Here is a 20,402-nt window from a genome sequence, read left to right on the forward strand (position 1 = left end):
ATCCAGCCAGTGGAGTAAGACCCCTGGTAGACTACCAGGTAGATAGGCCGGGCGTGCAAGCACAGCAATGTGTTCAGCGGACCGGTACTAATAGGTCGAGGGCTTGACCAGCAAAAGGCGGAGGTTGGAAATTGGAGGTTAGAAGTTGGAAAGACTACTAGCGCCAAGGATAATCCAACCAAAGTGAAAAAGCCTGGGCTTTAAAAAAACAAATCGCTGTGCAGTTTTGAAGGGATAATGAGTTTGGTTATCCAATTTCCAACTTCTAAATTCAAACGTCTAATAAGTTTTCCGGTGACCATACTGGAGAGGATACACCCGTTCCCATCCTACCCCTCCGGGGCACACGCGAACACGGAAAGTTAAGCTCTCTAAGGCCGATGGTACTTGGGCTTATGCCCTGCTGTGTGCCCCGTAGGGGTAGGAGAGTAGGTAGTTGCCGGAATTGATTTTAGTAAGCCTCCTGGTTATGTGCCTGGAGGTTTATTATTATGTATATTTATAGTTAACGCTTGCTTGGTACAGGAAAACAATTATGTACAATAAAATATTACAAGAATGTTAACAAAAATATTACAAGAATGTTAACACCCTCAACTGTTTAAAAAACAAGCCCGGAAGTTTGCGCCAGCAAGGAGGGTTTGACAATTTTTGATGGAATTTCTTCATTATATCAACGTAGACATGACAAAATGTTTGCGTTGATTTTTTTTGTGAATCAGAATGGGGGTATAGAATGAAAATATTCATTACCGGGGCTACAGGGTTCATCGGGACCTATAAGCAGGAGGGGCTTTTGGTTTTAACAACTTTTATATTAACTAGCTGATTGGGGGTTGTTACTATGCCGGGTCAGGAACGGTTGAAAAATGATATATTATCTAACGATTTATGTTCCGCATGCGGGCTGTGTGTGGGTTTATGCCCATATATAAAAACCAGGCGGGACCGGGTGCGGGTGATTTACCCCTGCGGGCTGGACCAGGGCACCTGTTACAGTGTGTGCCCTAAAACCGGGCTGGATCTGGGTGAAATGGACCGGAGGGTGTTTGGCCGGGAAAGGGAGGATCAGGCCTTGGGGGTGCTGCAGGGCATTTACTTTGCCCGGGCGACGGCGGGTAGTAAAGCCCCCGGTGCTCAGTACGGTGGTGTGACTTCGGCGCTGGCCGCCCTGGCATTACAGCAGGGGTTAATAAGCGGGGCGATACTCACCGGTGGCGAGGCGGACAATCCCCATCCGGCCCTGGCCCGCACGGCAGAGGAGGTATATGCCTGCGCTGGGTCCAAGTATGTAGGTGTACCCACACTGGCAGAGCTGAACCGTGCCCTGCGCGATGGTCTGACGGGCCTGGGGGTGGTGGGTCGGCCCTGCCAGGTGGCGGCGGTGCGTAAAATGCAGCAGGGCAATCTACCGGGGGCACAGTTTAATGCCAGCGCAGTGGAGCTGGTATTGGGGTTATTTTGTGTTGCCTCCCTGACCCCGGACTTTTACAATTTTTTAGCCGAACAGGTCAAGGGAGAGAAAATCATAAAAATGGATATCCCTGAGGACGGTCCGGTGGTGGAAACCAGTGCCGGGAATTACCGCTGGTCCATGGATGACCTGCGTCCCTATGTACACAAAGCATGCAATCTATGCCTGGATCTCACCTCTGAGTGGGCCGATATATCAGTGGGGGCCACGGAGTATGATAAAGCCTGGAATACGCTGGTGGTCCGGTCGGATCAAGGGCGTGGTTTATTGGACTTGGCTCTGGAAAAGGGGGTCATCGAGATAAAGGAATACCCACCCCAAAGGTTGCCTGTATTAAGGCGGGCCGCCCTGAATAAAAAAATGCGGGTGCTGACCGGTAAGGGATATCAAGGGGGCCTGCCGGGCTGCCCGGTGGTACCCGAAGAATATCGCAGGCAAATTGAAGTACAGTGGGGAGGTGTCAGCCAGTGACCATTATGGGAGTATGTGAAGAACTGGCCGGAGTGCGGGTGGCGCTGACCGGAAATGAATCCCTCGCCCGGGGCGCCCTGGAGGCCGGCGTAGCTTATGCCGCATCCTATCCGGGTTCACCCACTGCCGAGGTGCTGGGCACCCTGGCCAGGGTTGCTAAAATGTTCAATCTTTATGTAGAATGGTCGGTTAATGAGAAGGTTGCCATGGAAGGGGCGGCGGCCGCCTCATTTACTGGATTGCGTTCGCTGGTGGTTATGAAAGCCGACGGTCTTAATGTGGCTTTGGACTTTGCCAGTGCCCTGGCTCTTTCGGGTACCCGGGGCGGAATGGTTATTGTGGTGGGGGATGACCCTGGTGCCCACTCCAGTGTGCGGGAAGAGGATTCCCGCAACCTGTGCAAGGCATTGCACCTGCCCATATGGGAACCGTCTTCGGTGCAGGAAGCCAAAGACATGACCCGGGAGGCCTTTGCTTTATCGGAAGAATTAAAACTACCCGTGGTGGTGCGCTGTGTCACTCGAGTGTGCCATGCCAGCGGGGACGTGGAATTGGGGGAAATAGCCCGCCCTGAGCGCCGGCCCCAGTTCGGCCGGAATGACCGGGTGATTACCTTTTCCATTCAACTGCATGCCCGGCTGGAGCAAAAATTGTCCCGGGCGGCCGTTATGGCCGGCGACTCGATATTTAACATGTATACCGGGCCTGATAAGGCTGCCCGGCTGGTTATTGCCAGTGGTCCCAGTGCCATGTACGCCCGTGAAGCACTGGATATGCTGGAATTGGCCGGTAGTGTGGGGGTGCTGAAGCTGGGTATCACCTGGCCACTGCCGGAAACGCTGCTGCTGAATTACCTGAAAAACGCTTCGGAAGTGGTGTTTACTGAAGAAGTAGAGCCCTTTGTGGAAGATAATGTCCTGGCCCTGGCGGCCAGGCACTGGGATGAGCTGGGTAGCATCAGGTTTTACGGTAAACGAAGCGGGCATGTGGCCGGCCCGGCGGGAGCCGGCATTGGTGAGTTGAATCCAGATTTACTGGCTGACTCACTGGCTAAAATATTTAATGTGCCCCGGACTGAACAGGCCGTGTTGACTTCCCAAGAGGCCGAGGCGCTGCTGGGTGAAAAGATGCCGGGTCGGGAACTGGCCCTGTGTGCCGGGTGCCCGCACCGGGCCTCCTTCTGGGCTATCCGCACGGCTTTGGAGTTGGATGGCCGGGAAGGTATCGTTCTGGGGGACATCGGCTGCTACACCCTGGGGATAGCAAGGACGGGCTACTATTTGCTGCAAACAATGCACTGCATGGGTGCCGGGGTAGGTATAGCCGGAGGTTTGGGCAAGCTGGACCGTTTCGGATTCAATAAACCCGTAATTACCGTGGTGGGGGATTCCACTTTCTATCACGCTGCAATACCGGCACTGGTTAATGCCCGCTATAACCGCGCTAACTTTATGTGTGTGGTGCTGGACAATGAAACCACAGCCATGACCGGTCACCAGCCTCACCCGGGGCGGCAGGCCACCGCCACCGGTGAACCTGCGGATACCGTGTATATGGAAGAAATTATTCGGGGCTTGAACATACCCTATGCTATCTCCGATCCTTATAATGTGGAAGACACCATTAATGCTGTTTGTGACATGCTGCAGCAATCCGGTCCCCGGGTGCTGATAATGAGGCGCACCTGCGCCCTGGCGGCGGTGAAGGGTAAGCAGAAAAACCGGGTGTATGTGGATTGGGATAAGTGCATTGGCGACGCCTGCGGCTGTGGCCGGTTCTGTAGTAAAGTTTATGCCTGCCCCGCCAATATTTGGGACGCAGAACACGGCAAGGCCCGCATCGACGAGGCGGTATGTAACGGCTGTGGGGTCTGTGCCACCCTTTGCCCGCAGCGGGCCATTGTGGTGGAAAGGACGGTGGAATAAATGAGTGCTTTTGTGGAACCGCTGAATATCATCATTACCGGTGTGGGTGGTCAGGGCAACGTGCTGGCCTCTCAGGTGGTTTCCGTGGCTGCGGTGGAGGCCGGGTACAGGGTGGTGGTGGGTGAAACCTTTGGTGTTTCCCAGCGAGGCGGCTCAGTTATGAGCCACGTGCGCATTTCCAAAAATAAAACCTACGGCCCTTTGATTCCCCGGGGACAGGCGGGGGTGATTGCAGGTTTTGAACCCCTGGAGACTTTACGGGTGATGTTTAATTACGCCAACCCGGACACGGTGGTGATTATGAATGACCGCCCCAATTACCCACTGGGCTGTTTGCTGGGGGAGGACAATTACCCTGAACCGGCTCGTATCGAGGATACCATTAGAAGGCGGGTGACCCGGTTGTACTGCTTGCCGGCCACTGAACTGGCCAAGGAGGCGGGCAGTCCCCTGGCGGCTAACATGGTAATGACCGGCGCACTGGTGGGCAGTGGTTTATTGCCCTTTGGGCGTGAATACTTCACTCGAACAATTGAAATTTTGTTTAAGGATGGCGTACGGGATTTAAACCTGACCGCCTTTGAACTGGGCTACCGGCTGGTGGCCGGGTAAAGAGAGAGCTGCGTTTGTTCAAAAATTGCTAATGAATATCTTGTGATACTGAAAAAAGCAAGCAACACTGTTCAAAATGGCAGTGTTGCTTTTGATCTGTTCAGTAAAAAGAAAGCAAATAGCGCCCGACTTTACCGCATATAAGCTAACCTTAACAACCCTGTTGGAGGTATCCAGTTGGTTGTATTTCTTTTACTCCATATTTTTTACGCCTGGCTATGCCAATGCCTTAACGACTTCATCCCGCAGTACCTTGACGCCCGCTTTTTCCAAACCGCTAATAATTTCAACCCAACTGCCACCTATATATTCATGGTTTCCCGGCACGGCATAAATACCATACCGTGGTGCCAGCCTGCGCAAAGTATACTCCATATTTTGTTCAATAAAAGGCAGAGGATTTTCATCCACTATATCACCGGGCAACAATATTATATCCGGGTTTAATTTTGTAATTATAACTACCAATTCGTTTAAACGCTTGTTGTGCACTATATTTCCCAGGTGCAGGTCGGAGACTGCCACCACATGCAGCTGTTTAATATTACCCGCCTGTTTGGGGATATTGATGTCATAATGGACCACCTGCGGGTTCCTAGCATTCAACCAACCATAAATTACAATAATTAGTACAATCATAACTACCCCTAAGCCAATCAATGGTGCGGCGGGGAATTGGTCAAAGGCTCCCCGGGGTAGAAAAGTTATATGTTTATACGTAAAACGAACCAGCTCCAATAATCCAAGCACCATAGCGAAATAAACCATGACGGCAAGCCAATAGGAACCCAGTATAGTTAAGAACCGGAATATCTCCGGTGAAAGGAATCTTTCCCCAAAACGTCCCGCTATATAGGACAGGACGATAAACCAGAATATAGACCAGTATAACCCGACGGGCAGATTAGGTATGAACTTTCCTAACAACTGCCACATACGCATACCGATCCAGTAGTTGAGTAATCCGTATATTAAAACAATTATTGATAAGACCAGTATTCGAGCCATACAGGCAACGCCACCTTAACACCTTACACTGCCCATTGTACAAAATTCTCCAAACGCAAAGGTGTCAGCTGTAATTTCCGGGGAGCCTTTTACATGTCTTTGGTAGTCATTAAATCATATCAGATTGTTTTTGCCGGTAAGTTTTAACCCGGTAAGTTTTAACGTATTTTTTAGTATACTTCGTAATATAGCAATAATTGCTGAAGGTTTTTACAGTAGCGCATGAGGCCGGAACTGTAACCTTATAGTCCAATGTATGCCATCGTCAACCTGGGTGCCGGGTAAAAGGAAAAAATCCTGTAATTTAATTCAGGAGGTACAAAACAATGGCAAGAAGAACCATATTGACGAATTCATGGGGGCAGTAACGATCCACAGGAGGTATGGAGGGAATCACGGGAATTGTTTGTATTAGGCCGGTCTGAAAGATAGACCGGCAACCTTTTTTGTTTTATTATGGACAGCCAAACATAGGGGGAATTTAAGATAAGGCATCTACGAAATGGTATTTATGGCCTATCTCCTTTTTTTATAATTAAGTTCAAAAATTTTTGTTGGGACTGCGCGGCAGAAGCGGCGGCTTTACCCATTATTTTGCGAAGATTTGGGTCAATTATCTCTGTTTCTACGAGAGCATAAGCCAATGCAGCCATTCTGGTATCTTTTTCGTAGTCTTGAAGCATGTCCATGTCTGTAAATTTCATATATTTCACTCCGTTGTTATAGATTCATAATACTGTTGTAAAGTACGAGCACCTTGCTTTAATATTTTGGCTTCATCTTCAAAAGCATTTTTAATTTCTTGGTCAACTGCGTTGCTAGCAAAAAATTCACATTTTCTAGCTGCAACTTGAGTTTCTGAAATCATTTTTACAAGGTACGCACCTTCTTTTATTCTTTGAACTGTCATTGGGTCAAATTCTCGTAATTGTAACTTAGCGTTCATTGCTTTAAATAAATTTAGCATTATAAACGCCTCCCTCTTTTAATATTTATATTGTATGCTTTCCAATAAAAATATACATTAAGGAACCGGGTTAATGCCCCGGGTTTATTTTGCTTTTAAGCCGCCGTTTAGTTTGCAGGGGACAATTGTCCCCATACGTTTCACCCAAACACTATATACAAAAAACGACGGACGTATTAAACTTACGTCCGTCGTCAAACTTTTGCCATTACTAGCTTTCCTGGTGTCGGAGGCGGGACTTGAACCCGCACGGTCGCCCATACGCCCCTCAAACGTACGCGTCTGCCTATTCCGCCACTCCGACTTGACCTGTCATGCAAATAAAATTATATGATTATGGCTGCCGTTTGTCAAGGGTGTATATTTAACCATAATAAAATATTGCTAATTACCGACCTGCGACACCGGGGACGCCGTTTGTGCGCACAGGCTGGATTTTATGATCAACCCGGTCACTGTTTGTCGTATAGCCAGGTATAAACCTTATAATTCCACAATACCTTGCGCACAAAATTTCTTGTTTCCGGGTAAGGGATCGCGGCTATGTCTAAGATCCCACCCGATATCTTGTCTTCCTCCAGCCATTTGCGTACATTGCCCCGCCCTCCGTTATAAGCGGCCAGCACCATTATTTTGTTGCCGGCGAATTCATCCTCTAGATTGGCGATATACCAGGCGCCTAGGCGGATGTTGGTTTCCGGGTCAAACAGCAGCTCCGGGTGGTAGGGATAAAGGTTGATTTGTTCGGCAATCCACGCGCCTGTTTCGGGCATGATTTGCATCAATCCCCGGGCATCTTTGGGGGAAACAGCGTTGGGGTTGAAATTGCTTTCAGTTTTCATTACTGCGGTTAAAAAATAAGGGTCAATTCCGGCCTTGTCCGCATATTTTAATATTTTATCGCTGTAGGGCATGGGATAAAGCAGTTTAAGTATACTGGTAAAGTTAACGAGAACCAGTAGTATAAATAGGAATAATATGAATCTGAATTTATTCAGCCTGCGCCTGCGGGCGGTCAATGGTATCACTCCATATTTGCTGCAATTGTTGTAGTGTTTCACCGGGGGTACCGCTGTTGTCGATAACCCTGTGGGCATAGGGAAGCTTGTCTTCCTGGGGCATTTGGGCAGCCAGGCGGCGGGTCACTTGCTCTGCGGTGGCGTTGTCCCTTTTCATTACTCGCTGGATTTGCGTCTTGGCATCCACGGTTACCAGCCAAACCTGGTCAACAATATTATTCATTCCCGTTTCAATGAGCAGCGGGGCCTCGATAACCAGCAGGGGGGCGTCCCGTTTAGTTTTATAATCGGCGATATCCTTTAATATTTCGGCCCTAATGGCGGGGTGTACAATAGAGTTCAGGCGTTTTAGGGCTTCCGGATCATTGAAAACTATTCGAGCCATTTTAGGCCGGTCCAGGGTACCGTCGGCATTTAATATGCCGGTGCCGAAATGCTTGATGATTTGGTTTAGCGCCGGTGTTCCCGGGGCTACCACATCCCTGGCCACCTGATCGGTATCAATTACCCTGGCCCCCATTTCCTTTAAAAAACGGGCCACGCTACTTTTGCCGCTCCCTATATTGCCGGTAAGTCCAACTACTAGCATATCTTATTCCCCCCAAAAAGCAATTATTAATATTTCTTCCGGTTTTATAAGTATCCTGCTGTAGACCTTGCTATAATATGAAAATTTTCGAGAAAATTTTTGTCCGGCTTGCGCCGGACATATGGAATAATAGTGAATTAAATTGTTGTTACAGATTTTTGCACAGTTGGTTTAATAAAGTTTAAGCCTGACCCCTTAATGCATTTTAAATAAACCCAGGGCAATGAGTATAAAACCGGGCAGCGTGGCTATTTTTTGGTTTAGACCTCTATTTCCGGCGCTCATGCCGGCCAGCAGGCCCAGGTAGGTGAGCATGAAATGTCCCAGGCCCACCATCAGGGCAGTGTATAGTATGTTAAAGCCCAGCATGGATACGGCAAACCCGGCGGCGAATGCATCCATGGCCAGGGCCAGGCCCAGCAATACCGCCTCCCGGCCTGAAATTACACCGGAACGGTCCAGGTCGGCCCGGTAGGGTTCCCGCAATATTTGAATAACCAGTCCCAGCGAGCGGATATGGATCTGTATTACCGGGTCGGGTATATCAGCTTCTTTTTCCGTTTCCATTTCTGGTTTGGCCCGGGCTTTTTTACGGTTTTCCTGTAAGGATTGTATCAGCACCCATATGCCGATGGACATTAAAATAACCCCGCCCAGTCTGTGGGCAAAGGTTGCGGAGAAGTAACCGGCTACTGTATTGCCCAGCACCATAGAAACGGCGATGGCTGTCATGGACATGATACTGATAATGGCCAGCGATGTGACGGGCAGCTTTATATTGCGTACACCGTAAGCCACGCCCGCTGCAAAGGAGTCCATGTTCAGCGCCAGCGCAAACACTGCCAGAGCTAAAAGCTCCATTTGACTTTCCCCCCTTGTCGCCATAAATTTTGCTCTTCTCAATACTATGGCGGGGAAAGTCGAAGTGTGCATGAGTGCGCCGGGTGCGCGTGGACTAATGTGTGGCTATTGTTTCCGCTGGCAGGCGGGGCAGAAGTAAGAGCTGCGACCGCTTACTTTCATACGGGCAATGGTGGTGCCGCAATGGGGACAGGGGAGGCCTTCGCGGTTGTATACCCGCAGCAGTTTCTGGTAGTTACCCTTTCGCCCGTCACCGTCCACGTAGTCCCGGAAGGATGTGCCCCGGTTTTGGATCCCTTCCCGAAGCACTTCAATGATGGAGTGGTACAGGTTGGCTATCTCCCGGGGGGACAGCGAATTGGCTATGCGCATGGGATGAAGACGGGCCCGGTGCAGGGCTTCATCGGCGTATATATTGCCCAACCCGGCAATAAAGGTTTGATCCAGCAACAGCGTTTTTAGGCGAACCCGTTTGCGTTTAAGCTCCCGGCGTAATAAGTTCCTGGTGAAATCCTTCTCTAAAGGCTCTGGCCCCAGGTCCTTGAGCCCTTTCACCTGGTTTAATGCCTGCTTGGGGGCCAACTGGATACGCCCGAATTGACGCATATCCGCAAAACGCAGTTGGTTGCCGTTGCTCAGCGAAAAGATGACGTGGGTATGCCTGGGCAGCGGCTCGCCCGGTGCAGCATAGATTAGCCGGCCGGTCATGCGCAGGTGAATAATCAGTACTTTGTCGCTGCTTAAATATAGCAGCAGATACTTGCCGCGCCTTCCCAGACCGGTAATTTTGCGTCCTTTGATTTGTGCGCCAAATTCCTGGGGAGAGGGTTCCCGGATGATTTTGGGCATGGCTATATCCACACTATCAATGGTTAGCCCGGTTAATTTGAGTTCCAGGGTTCTTTTTACTGTTTCAACTTCCGGTAATTCAGGCATGTTCACGGCACCTTTCTAACGTCATACCAGTTGGGGCCCAGTTTTAGATCCACCACCAGAGGCACGTCCAGATGTAGGGCGTTCTCCATGTATTCCCTGACCAGTTTTTTAACCTCGGTAAGTTCATCCGGGGGAACGTCGAATATCAGCTCGTCGTGCACCTGTAAAATCATCTTTGTGGCCATGTGTCGTCTCTTAAGTTCACCATGTATTCTTACCATTGCCAGCTTTATTATGTCCGCGGCGCTTCCCTGGATAGGGGTATTGATGGCCGTGCGTTCGCCAAAGGCCCGGGTTACCCGGTTACGGCTTACAATATCCGGCAGGTAGCGGCGGCGGTTGAGCAGCGTAGTGGTGTATCCTTTTTCCCGGGCCTCGGATATTTTACGGTCGATAAATTCTTTGACCCCGGAGTAACGCTCAAAGTAGCTGCGGATATATTTGCCCGCCTCGGCCCGGGGTACCTTGATATCCCGGGACAGGCCATAATCGCTGATACCGTACACAATACCGAAGTTTACCGCTTTGGCCCGGCTACGCATTTCCGGTGTTACCTGTTCCATGGGTACATTAAACACCTCGGCGGCTGTGCGGGTATGGATATCCTGCCCTTTTTTAAACGCGCCGATCAGGTTGGCATCCCCGGACATGTGTGCCAGAATGCGCAGCTCAATTTGCGAGTAATCCGCAGTCAGGATCAGATTACCCGGACGGTGGGGGACAAATACCTTCCTTATCCTGCGCCCTTCTTCCAACCGGATAGGGATGTTTTGTAAATTGGGATTTGAGCTGGACAGCCTGCCGGTGGCGGTCACATCCTGGTGAAAGGTGGTGTGAATCCGGCCGCTGGTGGGGTTAATCAGGCCGAACAGCCCGTCGATATAAGTTGATTTAAGTTTGGCCAACTGGCGATAAGCCAAAATTTTATCCACGATAGCGTGGTTTGGAGCCAGTTCCTCCAGTACCGAGGCATCGGTAGAAAAACCGGTTTTGGTTTTCTTAATTACCGGCAGCCCCATTTTATTGAATAATATGTCACCCAGCTGTTTAGGTGAGTTGATATTGAATTCCTCACCGGCCAGACGGTAGATTTCCAACACCAGGCCCTCGATTTGCCGGCCGGTTTCTTCAGCCATATTGCATAATATTTGGGGGTCTACAGCTACCCCTTCCATTTCCATATCCGCCAGTACCGTCACCAGCGGCAACTCCACTTCGTAGTACAACCGGTCCATACCGGTTTCCACCAGTTTTTGCTGCAGGAGCTGTTTAAGCTGCCACAGAGTGTCCACCCGGGCCGCTGTGGCGGCTTCACCTCCGGTGGGTAAAACCAATTGCAGGTACTGCAGGGCCAAATCCGCCAGTGAATTTTGGGACATGCTGGGATTAAGCAGGTAAGCGGCCAGTTGGGCATCAAAATCAAGATTCCTTAGTGTACGGTTATGACGATGCAGCAGCCACAACACCTCTTTACCGTCGGCGCAGATTACTTTTACCCGGGGGTCGGAGCAAATATCGGCTACAAGGTCCAGCGCTGCGACTTGTTCCTTTACCGGTAGAAGGTATGTTGTACCAACGGGGGAGATGGACAGGGCCGCATAATTAATTCCTGCTTCCCGGGTGCCGGAAAGATCCAGTGCCACCATGCCGGAGGCAATACAATTACTCCTTATTTGACTTAATTTCTCCTCAGATGACACCCGTCGATATTTAGCACAATATGTCTTGAGTTCGTCCTGGCCGTTCTTATTATCTTCCAGGCCAGCTTTATTGATGATGTTATGGACAAGAGTCTTAAATTCCAGTTTGCTAAAAATATCCAGCAGGGCCGGGTAATCCGGCCCCGGCCATTTAAACTGTTCCATATCCATATTTAACGGCACACGGCGGTCAATGGTAGCAAGTTTTTTAGATAGCTGCGCCAGATCCCGGTGTTCTATTATTTTGTTTCGCCAGCGGGTGGGTAACTTATTGGCTTCGGCAATTACGTTCTCAATGGTGCCGTATTCCTGAATCAGCTTAAGAGCTGTTTTTTCGCCGATGCCCGGCACGCCGGGAATATTATCGGAAGTGTCTCCCATTAATCCTTTTATATCAATGATTTGTGGCGGGCTGACCCCGTAACGGTCCCAGACCCGTCCTTCATCATATTCCTCCATTTCGGTTATGCCCTTCTTAGTTAGAAGCACCCGTACCCGGGGTGAAACCAGTTGCAGGGCGTCCCGGTCTCCGGTTAGTACAATTGACTCGATGCCCTTGCCATCGGCAAAGCCGGCGAGGGTACCGATAATATCATCGGCCTCAAAGTTTTCCAGTTCCAGGGTGCAGATACGCATGTGGTGCAGCACCTCTTTCAGCAGTGGGAACTGGGAACGTAGCTCGGGCGGGGTAGCTTTGCGCTTGGCCTTGTAATCTGTGTAGGTGGCATGCCTAAAGGTGATTTTGCCTTTGTCAAAGGCCACCGCAATATAGGTTGGTTCTAATTCCCTCAGCACTTTAAAAAGCATATTGGTGAAACCGTACACAGCATTGGTAACTGTGCCATCACTGGTGGACAGCGGTGGAATGGCATGAAAAGCCCGGTGAACCAAGCTGTTACCATCTATAATTAGAAATTTTTCAGGGGACATACGGCACCTACCTTTTAGTTTTAGATACTGGTTCTATTCAAATATTTTCACCGGATAAGTACAAAATACCTGCTTATGTTAAGCCGTTAATGGACCTGGCATTACCTGGCATTTATGAAACAAATTTTTTCGTGGCAGGATTTTTTAGTTTAACGGGCGAAGTATGTGTAATCCAGGCACGGTCAGCCAAAGCGCAAAGTACCTTTAAAGGTTGTCCCCGGGGAGGTAGGTTCAAAGTGCCCAAGCGTTTATTGATTTTAGTATGTGCGTTATTGTTTGTATTTAGTTCTTTCAAACCGGCCGAGGCCGTTGGGGACCTGGAAAATGGCGCTGCCATGGTGCTGGAATTAATGGATTTGATGCATCAATACCACATCAGCAATCCGGATGTTTCGGTTTTGACCAACGGGGCGATTCAGGGTCTGCTGGACAGCCTGGAAGATCCTTATGCCGATTATTTCAGCGATGAAGAGTTGCGGCAGTTTACTGATGCTATCAATGGTGATCTGATGGGAGTGGTTGGCATTGAGGTAATGGCCGGCGAGGGATATCCCTTGGTGGTAGGTGTAATACCCGGTACCCCGGCTGCCAGGGGCGGTGTTAAGGCCGGTGATATTATTGTGGCCATAGACGGGCAAGACATCTCGGGCTGGCCATTGGTTGATGTGGTTGAAAAAATACGCGGCCCCAGTGGTACAAAGGTGGTACTTAAGCTTCACCGCGGGGATGTAACTTTGGATATTGAGCTTAGCCGGGCGGATGTCCATGTGCCTTCGGTACAATATGAAATGCTGGCCGGAAAAACGGGGTATATCAGCGTAGCTTCCTTTGGTTCCAGCACCGGCCGGGAATTTGATGATGCTGTACGCAGGCTCCAAGGGCAAGGTATGGAAAGTTTGATTATTGATTTGCGTAATAACGGCGGTGGCTTTGTACTGGAAGCGGTGGATATACTGGATAACTTTCTTGCCGAAAATACACTGGTGGCCAGTATTGTGGACGGCAAGGGCAATCGGGAGGATATACGCAGCCAGAAAAAGCCTGTAATAACCTCTTTGCCCATGGTGGTTATCGTCAACGACTTAAGTGCCAGTGCCGCTGAAATACTGGCCGGAGCGCTGCAGGATTATAAAATGGCCACCTTGGTGGGCAATGTAACCTTTGGCAAAGGTGTTGTGCAAACAATTATACCCCTTAGTTCCGGGGGAGCCCTGAAAATGACGGTATCTAAATATCTGACCCCGGCTGGTAATGATATTGATAAGGTAGGTTTAACTCCGGATCATTATGTTTTTACAAATGAGCTGCAAAGGGAAGTGGCCTGGCAAATACTGCATCCCGGGGATATACTCCGCTTAACCGTAGAGCCCGGCACGGGCCGGGCGGCTTTAAACGGCCGGGTATTGGATTTGGCTATTAATGTTGAGAAACGAGGTAGTATTTACTTGCTGCCGCTTCGCCCGGTGCTGGAAGCGTTGCTATATCAGGTATTCTGGCAGGACGGTGTGATCAAGGTTTTATCGGATCAAGGGGAAGTGCTGAGCATAAATCTCAACGGGGATGGTATTGACAGCCGGAATGAAATTATTTTAAAAGGCGGAGTAAGTTATCTGACTGAGAATATTTTAAAGCAGTTGAATATTGATATTATTAAGGATGAAAACAAAATCGCTTTAACTAGATTAAAGTGACGGTAATAGTCATTACCGGTTTATAAGGGAGGTGCTTTGAGTGCCGGATAGACAATGCTTGAGCGGTAAAGGAAATAAAGCTGGTATGGGAAATGGACGAAAAGGTAAAGTGATTGATATAAATAAATACCGCTGGTATCGTGCAGGGCAGCATCTCCGTACAAAGCTGGCCGAGTTTGCCGACCATGAAATGCTCATGGATGAGGTTGGTATAGCTAGAGGACTATATTTTAGTGTTATGGATCCGGATTTGGTGGATGAAGAAGACGAATTTTTAATGGAGCGTTTTTTTGAATGGTTCATATTTGATTACCGAATTCGCGGTAGAACATTATTGGAGTATGTTAAAATGGCCGGTAGATTTACCGCTGAAGAGAAAGAGCTGCTGGATAGATGGGGTAAAACCAGAAGTTCAATATACCAGGTGGTACAAGTCAGTGATGATGCACATGCCATAACTTTAAACGATTTGATCAACGGCGGTAAGGTGGTGGTCCGGGACCCGGATGTCGTGCGGGAACTGGTGCCGGGACAGGTTTTGTTTATCAGGGTCTTACCGGTGGGTGATGAATTCGAATTTTCCACCGGCGGGCTAATTCTACCTGCCTATAGCAAAGATTACATCATAAGCCGGATCAAGCTGGACGCTCGTCTCTACTGGAGCAAAAAAGGCGGCCAGGGCAAGTGGAGCACTTATCTACAGAGCCGGGCCCACATAATTAATGCTTTGGTAATGGAAACAGCGTCCATTGTATGGAGTCTTGAGGAACATTATGAAAAAAACATTGGTGTAAATGCCATTGACCAAGGGGAGCCCAATCCTCAAGTAGCCCAGCATGTTACCAATTTATTCTTGGATTATTTCTATCACCGCTGGATAAATGAGCCAATGGAAATTTTACAGGGAAGGACACCTCTTGAGGCTTCCCGTACCAAAGGCGGGCGTAAAAAACTGGAAACACTGCTGCGGGAACTGCTTAAGATTGAAAAAAACAGGGCCCAAAAGGGCGAACCTTATTATGATATGTCAAAGGTTTTTAAAAGACTGAATCTTCCCCTTGACGAAAATTCAACCGCTGAGAAAAATAGATCCAAGAATCCACCTTCATCTTCAGGAGCTGGTAAAGGTTATGCCGATGTTGCCCGGTTGATTAGGAGCGGTTTGACGGAAATGGGTTATCCCTCCAAACAAGTCAGTAAAGCTGAAAAGCTGTGGCGGGATTACAGCCAGTTGGTCTCTCCGACTTTTAAAAAGCCGGAAACCTGGGCGGCGGCGGTTATTTATGCCGTAGCCAAGGGTACAGGCGATAAACTAGTAAATCAAAATACTCTGGCCCGGCAGTACAATATATCAGCTTCTGCAATTTCCAGTAACTACAGGAATATTTGTCGCACCTTGCAAATAGATAAAGATGAGGAAAGGTAGCGTAACTTAAAAGGATTTAACGTTATTGCCTTTGGGGGTGTCCGAAACTGGAGTTTATTAATGTAGTGCTGGAGTTTTTAACCCATGAGGTAACCGCATTTATAGCTTCGCTGGGTTACTGGGGTATTGCCCTGGGCATGGCCATTGAAAGCGCTAATATACCTTTACCCAGTGAAGTTATTTTGCCCTTTGGCGGATACCTGGTTTCCACCGGACGGCTGGATTTTTTCTGGGCCGCTATGGCGGGAACGCTTGGTGGACTGGGGGGATCTATTCTTTCTTATTACATCGGTTACCGGGGCGGAAGGCCCTTTTTGCTGAAATACGGGCGCTATATAGGCTTTTCTCAGAAACATTTCAACCAGGCCGAAGCATGGTTTCACCGTTATGGTGAGGCCACAGTTTTTTTTACCAGATTAATGCCTGTAGTTCGTACTTTTATTTCTCTGCCGGCGGGCATTTCAGGCATGAATTTTTTTAAGTTTGTATTTTATTCCTTTATTGGTTCGCTGCCCTGGTGTTTTTTCCTTACCTATCTGGGCGTGAAGATGGGCGAAAACTGGATGGCTTTAAAGCCCTGGTTCCACCGTTTTGATTTTGTAATTGTAGCTGTAATTATAGGTGGTTTGCTATGGTGGTTTGTACGCAAAGGACGTAAGCAAAAGGTTCATTAACTTGACACAACTAAAAATGCGAAGGGGAACAGGGTTGTTCACCTTCGCATTTTTTATTGCGGTTCGTTTCATAATAACCTTTAGTCTACAACACCGGGTCCCAATTTAAGCAGTTCACTGACGGTTACCAGGCTGTAGCCTTTATCGCGCAGCCCGTCAATCACGGCGGGCAGTGCGGCCGGTGTGCGATCACAGGTGTCGCTGGCGTGCATTAATATAATGTCACCGGGACGTACATTTTCCACAACTCGGTTGACGATTTGTTCCACTGATTTATCCTTTTGCCAATCCAGGGAATCATTGCTCCATTTGATGGACTTATAACCTAAATCATCTATGGTTTTCCGTACCATATCGTTCCAGTCGCCGTTGGGGGTGCGTATCAGGTTGGGTTCGGCACCGGTCACTTCTTTGATGGCCTTATGGGCTGTCATTACGTCATTTTTAATCCATTCCGGGTCGTGTTCGCTGTAGTTGACATGTTCGTTGCCGTGACTGGCGATTTCATGCCCTTCGGCAGCAATCCTTTTTGGAAATTCAGAATGCTTTTGTACCCAAGGGCCGCTTAAAAAGAAGGTTGATTTAACGTCCTTCTCTTTTAAAACGTCCAGTACCGGTCCCGGCACACGGGTGCCCCAACTGATATCGAAGGTTAACGCCACAACCGGTTTGTCAGTCTGTACTTTATAAATTTCAAAGGGTTTGGGTTCTACATCCGTGGCTATGGTGTTTTGCTGTAACATCGCCATAAACAGGCCGGCGGTAAAAACCAATAGTGCGCCCAGTAAAAGGTTGCGCTTCATCCTTTTCAGGTTCAGCAGGTAAATACGCATCGTCCTCACCTCTTTTTTACATTTCACGTTATTAATATGGTATTTCCAGGGAAAGGACGTTATGTTATATTTTTAGCTGTTCTTTAAAGCAAATTATACCAAAGGCGGTGTTTTGGTTGTTCATTGTGCAAGCGATTAAGGAACTTTATGGTTTTGTGTCCAACTATACAAGGAGGTTTATGTTTTGCTTGCCGGCAGTATTAATACTATCCTTAACCTGTGCTCTTGTGCCGGCCGGAGCGAATACCCCTAATATTAACGCCCGAGCCGCTATATTGATGGACGCCAATACAGGCCAGGTCTATTATGCGAAGGAGGCCGGAAAAAGCAGGGAACCTGCCAGTTTGACCAAGCTGATGACCGCTATTCTGGCCGTGGAGAGCGGCAAGCTGGATGAGGTGGTCGAGGTGAGCCAGCGGGCGGCTTCGGTTTCCGTAGGTTCCACCATTGGCTTGAACAAGGGCGACCGCATCACCCTGGAGAATTTGCTCAAGGCGGCCCTGGTTACTTCGGCAAATGATGCAACAGTGGCTATTGCCGAACATATAGCGGGCAACCATGACAGTTTCGTATACCAGATGAACAGAAAGGCGGTATTGCTGGGTGCCAGGGATACCAGATTTGTAAATACCAATGGTTACCATGACCCGCAGCACTATAGCACTGCTTATGATTTGGCGCTGATTACCCGCTATGCCCTGCAGAAGCCGTATATCAATGAGCTGGTTTGCACCAATGAGACCGTTATCAGGTGGGTTCGTCCTGAAAAAGATAAGGAGGTCCACAACACCAACCGTTTGCTACGTACCGGTGAGGTGGAGGGTATAGACGGGGTTAAAACAGGCAGCACGGCCAGGGCGGGCAACTGTTTGATAGCCTCGGCCACCAGGGGGGACAAGCGGCTTATTGCGGTGGTCCTGCATGCCGGAAACCGGTACCGGGAAGCGGCAAAATTACTGGACTATGGTTTTTCAGAGGTGCGGCCCATTACAATTTTCCCGGCCGGTAAGGTAATGGCCGGTATGCGGGTCAAAGACGGTGTTTATAATACTGTGCCCCTAACGGTGGCAGATCCTGTTCGGGTTAATCTAGCCAAAGACCAGCTGCAAAGTATCAAACTTAATATATTGATGGATGACGAAGTAACCGCACCGGTGCGTCAGGGGCAGTTGCTGGGCTATGCCTTGTTTACAATAGATGGTTACCGGGTGACTAAAGTTCCCCTGGTGGCGGCCCGGGAGGTACCGCCAGCATCATTGTTCGCCAGGATTATGTACTGGTTTTCAGGTTGATAATAATTTTACCGCCTAACTGCTCCTTAACAACCGGGGCAGTTTTTTTTCCCGTAGCTTGCAATTGTGATATAGTAAAATGAGGGTTATCAAGATAATACATACCAGGGGGGAAAAATGGATGCAGTACAGGCAACTGGGCCGTACGGGGCTTAATGTGTCGGTTATCGGTTTTGGTGGCATTCCCATACAGCGGGTGTCTGCCGGGAAAGCTGCGGACATTGTGCGCCGGGCATTGGACAAGGGAATCAATTTTTTTGATACCGCCCGGGGATATACCGATAGTGAAGCTAAACTGGGTGAGGTATTAAAGAAAAACAGAAAGGAAGTAATCATTGCTACCAAGTCAATGGCCCGGACCAAGGAGGGTATGGCCTCTGATATTAAAAAGAGCCTGGATACCCTCGGTGTTGATTATATTGATCTTTATCAATTGCATAACGTAAAGGACCGGGCCGCCCTTGAGCAGGTTTTCAAGCCGGATGGTGCAATGGCCGCTCTAAAAGAGGCTAAAGCTGAGGGTGTTGTAAGGCATATTGGTATCACAGGGCATCTTAGGAATTACCTGGTGGAAGCTCTAAAGTCGGGTGAGCTGGAAACGGTACAGTTTCCCTTTAATGTAGTGGAAGCTGATGGAGCCGGGGAGCTGTTTGAACAGGCAAAGCAATCAGGTGCAGGGATTATTGTGATGAAACCACTGGCCGGAGGGGCCATTAAAAACACGAACCTGGCGCTGCGCTTTATCCTGGAATATGACGTGGCCACTGTCATTCCGGGCATGGATTCGCTGGACCAGGTTGATGAAAACGCAGCGGTGGGCCGGGATATGGTTCCCCTGTCCGAAAGGGAAAGAGAAATCTTGGAAGAAGAGGCCCGCACATTGGGAACTGCTTTTTGCAGGCGTTGTGAATATTGCCAGCCCTGCCCCCAGGGCATTGACATTCCCATGGTTTTTCTACTGGACGGGTACTACACCAGGTATAATTTAAAAGAATGGGCCAGGGAACGTTACTGGACTTTACCCACCAAGGCGGATGCCTGTGCCCAGTGCGGTGAATGTGAGGAAAAATGCCCTTATAGCTTACCCATACGACGTATGCTCGGGGAGTCTTCAGCAAGGCTGGGGGTTAGATAAACTGCTGGCCCGGACGAGAATTAGACTTGGAAAGATCATGTTCCACAATTCACAGGATAGCTCTGTCCTTTTTTTAGCTTAAACACAAAAACAATTCATGGCTTAAAAAAGGACATGATTATGGTCAGCATTTGAGTAATTTTTATGGTAATTGTTCCTTTATCTAACAAGTTCCTGCTTCGTCCGTAGTAGGTTTAGGAGTTTCAGGAGTAAATTAGGGTTGATTTAACAAACTGTTCTTTGCTTGTTTTGGTTTAAACAAACTTTCATTACCTAACATAACTATCAAAGAAGACGCTACTATTCCCCACATAGCACTATTTATAGTGAAAGTAATATTGGTTTGGGGGTCACGTGGATATGTCTTTCCAGGTCCGACATTTGCGAGCAATCCTCTGAAACTACCTAAACCTATGACTCCTGTTAAGAATCCCTTCAATAGGAAATTGTCTTTACCTGTTAACAACATCATGTACACCAAAGGAATGCCTAATATGGATGAAGTTACGAAGTCTCCGCCAACACCAAACAATTTACCTTGTTTACTTAGTGCCTTGGATTTAGGCATAAAAATACCACTTATAACTTCTCCATATCTTTTAGATTCTATCTTTTTACGGAATAGTACTTCGTTGGCAATAGCTTTAGGTATGTTAGCTAGAAATCCGCATAAAAAACCCAGGGTTATTCCATCTTTAATCTTTTTCATGCCTGACCTCCCGGAATAAATATTCAGTGTTATGTTTTCCGAATGCCAGGGTTTTATGTTGGTTGATAATACTAGTTGTTTTTACTCCATCCGTGGATATACCTAGGCATGATGTCCCATATATACGTATTTTTGTTGGATTGGAATAAA

Annotated in this window: 18 protein-coding genes, 1 tRNA gene and 2 rRNA genes; 10 read left to right on the plus strand and 11 right to left on the minus strand. The window is 48.5% G+C overall.

Annotation, left to right across the window (positions count from 1 at the left end):
- The 5 genes from LX24_RS11500 to LX24_RS11520 form a co-directional block, all read left to right on the plus strand.
- A 23S ribosomal RNA gene (locus LX24_RS11500) occupies window positions 1-111 on the plus strand; the annotation flags it as partial.
- Window positions 112-290: 179 nt separating this feature from the next.
- Window positions 291-445 (plus strand): 5S ribosomal RNA (gene rrf, locus LX24_RS11505).
- 399 nt (window positions 446-844) lie between these two features.
- A complete protein-coding gene (locus LX24_RS11510; protein ID WP_166512300.1) occupies window positions 845-1,945 on the plus strand; it encodes a Coenzyme F420 hydrogenase/dehydrogenase, beta subunit C-terminal domain in 1,101 nt (366 codons plus the stop codon).
- Window positions 1,946-1,950: 5 nt separating this feature from the next.
- Window positions 1,951-3,870 (plus strand): thiamine pyrophosphate-dependent enzyme, encoded by a 1,920-nt coding sequence (locus LX24_RS11515; RefSeq protein WP_243131729.1) that lies wholly within the window; start codon window positions 1,951-1,953, stop codon window positions 3,868-3,870.
- Window positions 3,871-4,482, plus strand: a complete 612-nt coding sequence (locus tag LX24_RS11520; RefSeq protein WP_166512302.1) for an indolepyruvate oxidoreductase subunit beta — start codon at window positions 3,871-3,873, stop codon at window positions 4,480-4,482.
- A 216-nt stretch (window positions 4,483-4,698) separates the two neighbouring features.
- Here the strand turns inward: LX24_RS11520 and LX24_RS11525 are convergent, their stop codons facing one another.
- From LX24_RS11525 to polA, 9 genes are all read right to left on the minus strand, one after another.
- Complete coding sequence (locus tag LX24_RS11525) at window positions 4,699-5,490, minus strand: metallophosphoesterase (protein ID WP_166512303.1); 792 nt, start codon at window positions 5,488-5,490, stop codon at window positions 4,699-4,701.
- A gap of 509 nt (window positions 5,491-5,999) precedes the next feature.
- Window positions 6,000-6,194, minus strand: a complete 195-nt coding sequence (locus LX24_RS11530) for a spore coat protein (RefSeq protein WP_166512304.1) — start codon at window positions 6,192-6,194, stop codon at window positions 6,000-6,002.
- 5 nt (window positions 6,195-6,199) lie between these two features.
- Entirely contained in the window at window positions 6,200-6,457 is a 258-nt protein-coding gene (locus LX24_RS11535) for a hypothetical protein (RefSeq protein WP_243131719.1), read from the minus strand.
- A gap of 221 nt (window positions 6,458-6,678) precedes the next feature.
- A tRNA-Leu gene (locus LX24_RS11540) sits at window positions 6,679-6,761 on the minus strand.
- A 148-nt stretch (window positions 6,762-6,909) separates the two neighbouring features.
- On the minus strand, window positions 6,910-7,485 hold the full coding sequence (locus tag LX24_RS11545; protein WP_341473573.1) for a lytic transglycosylase domain-containing protein: 576 nt from the start codon (window positions 7,483-7,485) through the stop codon (window positions 6,910-6,912).
- Window positions 7,448-8,065, minus strand: a complete 618-nt coding sequence (gene coaE, locus LX24_RS11550; protein ID WP_166512306.1) for a dephospho-CoA kinase — start codon at window positions 8,063-8,065, stop codon at window positions 7,448-7,450. Before coaE ends, LX24_RS11545 begins: the two co-directional genes overlap by 38 nt.
- A gap of 195 nt (window positions 8,066-8,260) precedes the next feature.
- Window positions 8,261-8,926: a sporulation membrane protein YtaF gene (ytaF, locus tag LX24_RS11555; protein WP_166512307.1), complete on the minus strand. Its 666-nt coding sequence runs from the start codon at window positions 8,924-8,926 to the stop codon at window positions 8,261-8,263.
- 105 nt (window positions 8,927-9,031) lie between these two features.
- On the minus strand, window positions 9,032-9,862 hold the full coding sequence (gene mutM, locus LX24_RS11560; RefSeq protein WP_166512308.1) for a DNA-formamidopyrimidine glycosylase: 831 nt from the start codon (window positions 9,860-9,862) through the stop codon (window positions 9,032-9,034).
- A 2-nt stretch (window positions 9,863-9,864) separates the two neighbouring features.
- Window positions 9,865-12,492: a DNA polymerase I gene (polA, locus tag LX24_RS11565; RefSeq protein WP_166512309.1), complete on the minus strand. Its 2,628-nt coding sequence runs from the start codon at window positions 12,490-12,492 to the stop codon at window positions 9,865-9,867.
- Between the two features lie 236 nt (window positions 12,493-12,728).
- Between polA and LX24_RS11570 the strand changes: the two genes are divergently transcribed.
- From LX24_RS11570 to LX24_RS11580, 3 genes are all read left to right on the plus strand, one after another.
- Entirely contained in the window at window positions 12,729-14,183 is a 1,455-nt protein-coding gene (locus LX24_RS11570) for a S41 family peptidase (RefSeq protein WP_166512310.1), read from the plus strand.
- Between the two features lie 40 nt (window positions 14,184-14,223).
- Window positions 14,224-15,609: a DUF7986 domain-containing protein gene (locus tag LX24_RS11575; RefSeq protein ID WP_166512311.1), complete on the plus strand. Its 1,386-nt coding sequence runs from the start codon at window positions 14,224-14,226 to the stop codon at window positions 15,607-15,609.
- 65 nt (window positions 15,610-15,674) lie between these two features.
- Window positions 15,675-16,283, plus strand: a complete 609-nt coding sequence (locus LX24_RS11580; protein ID WP_243131720.1) for a DedA family protein — start codon at window positions 15,675-15,677, stop codon at window positions 16,281-16,283.
- Between the two features lie 80 nt (window positions 16,284-16,363).
- Here LX24_RS11580 and pdaB read toward each other — a convergent pair whose 3' ends face one another.
- Window positions 16,364-17,116 carry a polysaccharide deacetylase family sporulation protein PdaB gene (gene pdaB, locus LX24_RS11585; RefSeq protein WP_166512312.1) on the minus strand — a complete coding sequence of 251 codons (753 nt, stop codon included), beginning with the start codon at window positions 17,114-17,116 and terminating at the stop codon, window positions 16,364-16,366.
- A 179-nt stretch (window positions 17,117-17,295) separates the two neighbouring features.
- Here pdaB and LX24_RS11590 point away from each other — a divergent pair, with 179 nt between their 5' ends.
- A complete protein-coding gene (locus tag LX24_RS11590) occupies window positions 17,296-18,408 on the plus strand; it encodes a D-alanyl-D-alanine carboxypeptidase family protein (protein ID WP_166512362.1) in 1,113 nt (370 codons plus the stop codon).
- 121 nt (window positions 18,409-18,529) lie between these two features.
- Window positions 18,530-19,543, plus strand: coding sequence for an aldo/keto reductase (locus tag LX24_RS11595; protein ID WP_166512313.1), 1,014 nt, complete (start codon window positions 18,530-18,532; stop codon window positions 19,541-19,543).
- Between the two features lie 214 nt (window positions 19,544-19,757).
- Here the strand turns inward: LX24_RS11595 and LX24_RS11600 are convergent, their stop codons facing one another.
- A complete protein-coding gene (locus LX24_RS11600) occupies window positions 19,758-20,252 on the minus strand; it encodes a hypothetical protein (RefSeq protein WP_166512314.1) in 495 nt (164 codons plus the stop codon).
- Window positions 20,253-20,402: the final 150 nt, after the last annotated feature.

It is taken from the genome of Desulfallas thermosapovorans DSM 6562 (genome assembly GCF_008124625.1).
Lineage (GTDB): Bacteria > Bacillota > Desulfotomaculia > Desulfotomaculales > Desulfallaceae > Sporotomaculum > Sporotomaculum thermosapovorans.

What these genes read in the sequence shown, in the direction of transcription:
- LX24_RS11510 (WP_166512300.1), top strand. Translation starts at nt 845, where the DNA reads ATGCCGGGTCAGGAACGGTTGAAAAATGATATATTATCTAACGATTTA.
- LX24_RS11515 (WP_243131729.1), top strand. Translation starts at nt 1,951, where the DNA reads ATGGGAGTATGTGAAGAACTGGCCGGAGTGCGGGTGGCGCTGACCGGA.
- LX24_RS11520 (WP_166512302.1), top strand. Translation starts at nt 3,871, where the DNA reads ATGAGTGCTTTTGTGGAACCGCTGAATATCATCATTACCGGTGTGGGT.
- LX24_RS11525 (WP_166512303.1), bottom strand. Translation starts at nt 5,490, where the DNA reads ATGGCTCGAATACTGGTCTTATCAATAATTGTTTTAATATACGGATTA.
- LX24_RS11530 (WP_166512304.1), bottom strand. Translation starts at nt 6,194, where the DNA reads ATGAAATTTACAGACATGGACATGCTTCAAGACTACGAAAAAGATACC.
- LX24_RS11535 (WP_243131719.1), bottom strand. Translation starts at nt 6,457, where the DNA reads ATGCTAAATTTATTTAAAGCAATGAACGCTAAGTTACAATTACGAGAA.
- coaE (WP_166512306.1), bottom strand. Translation starts at nt 8,065, where the DNA reads ATGCTAGTAGTTGGACTTACCGGCAATATAGGGAGCGGCAAAAGTAGC.
- ytaF (WP_166512307.1), bottom strand. Translation starts at nt 8,926, where the DNA reads ATGGAGCTTTTAGCTCTGGCAGTGTTTGCGCTGGCGCTGAACATGGAC.
- mutM (WP_166512308.1), bottom strand. Translation starts at nt 9,862, where the DNA reads ATGCCTGAATTACCGGAAGTTGAAACAGTAAAAAGAACCCTGGAACTC.
- polA (WP_166512309.1), bottom strand. Translation starts at nt 12,492, where the DNA reads ATGTCCCCTGAAAAATTTCTAATTATAGATGGTAACAGCTTGGTTCAC.
- pdaB (WP_166512312.1), bottom strand. Translation starts at nt 17,116, where the DNA reads ATGCGTATTTACCTGCTGAACCTGAAAAGGATGAAGCGCAACCTTTTA.
- LX24_RS11590 (WP_166512362.1), top strand. Translation starts at nt 17,296, where the DNA reads ATGTTTTGCTTGCCGGCAGTATTAATACTATCCTTAACCTGTGCTCTT.
- LX24_RS11595 (WP_166512313.1), top strand. Translation starts at nt 18,530, where the DNA reads ATGCAGTACAGGCAACTGGGCCGTACGGGGCTTAATGTGTCGGTTATC.
- LX24_RS11600 (WP_166512314.1), bottom strand. Translation starts at nt 20,252, where the DNA reads ATGAAAAAGATTAAAGATGGAATAACCCTGGGTTTTTTATGCGGATTT.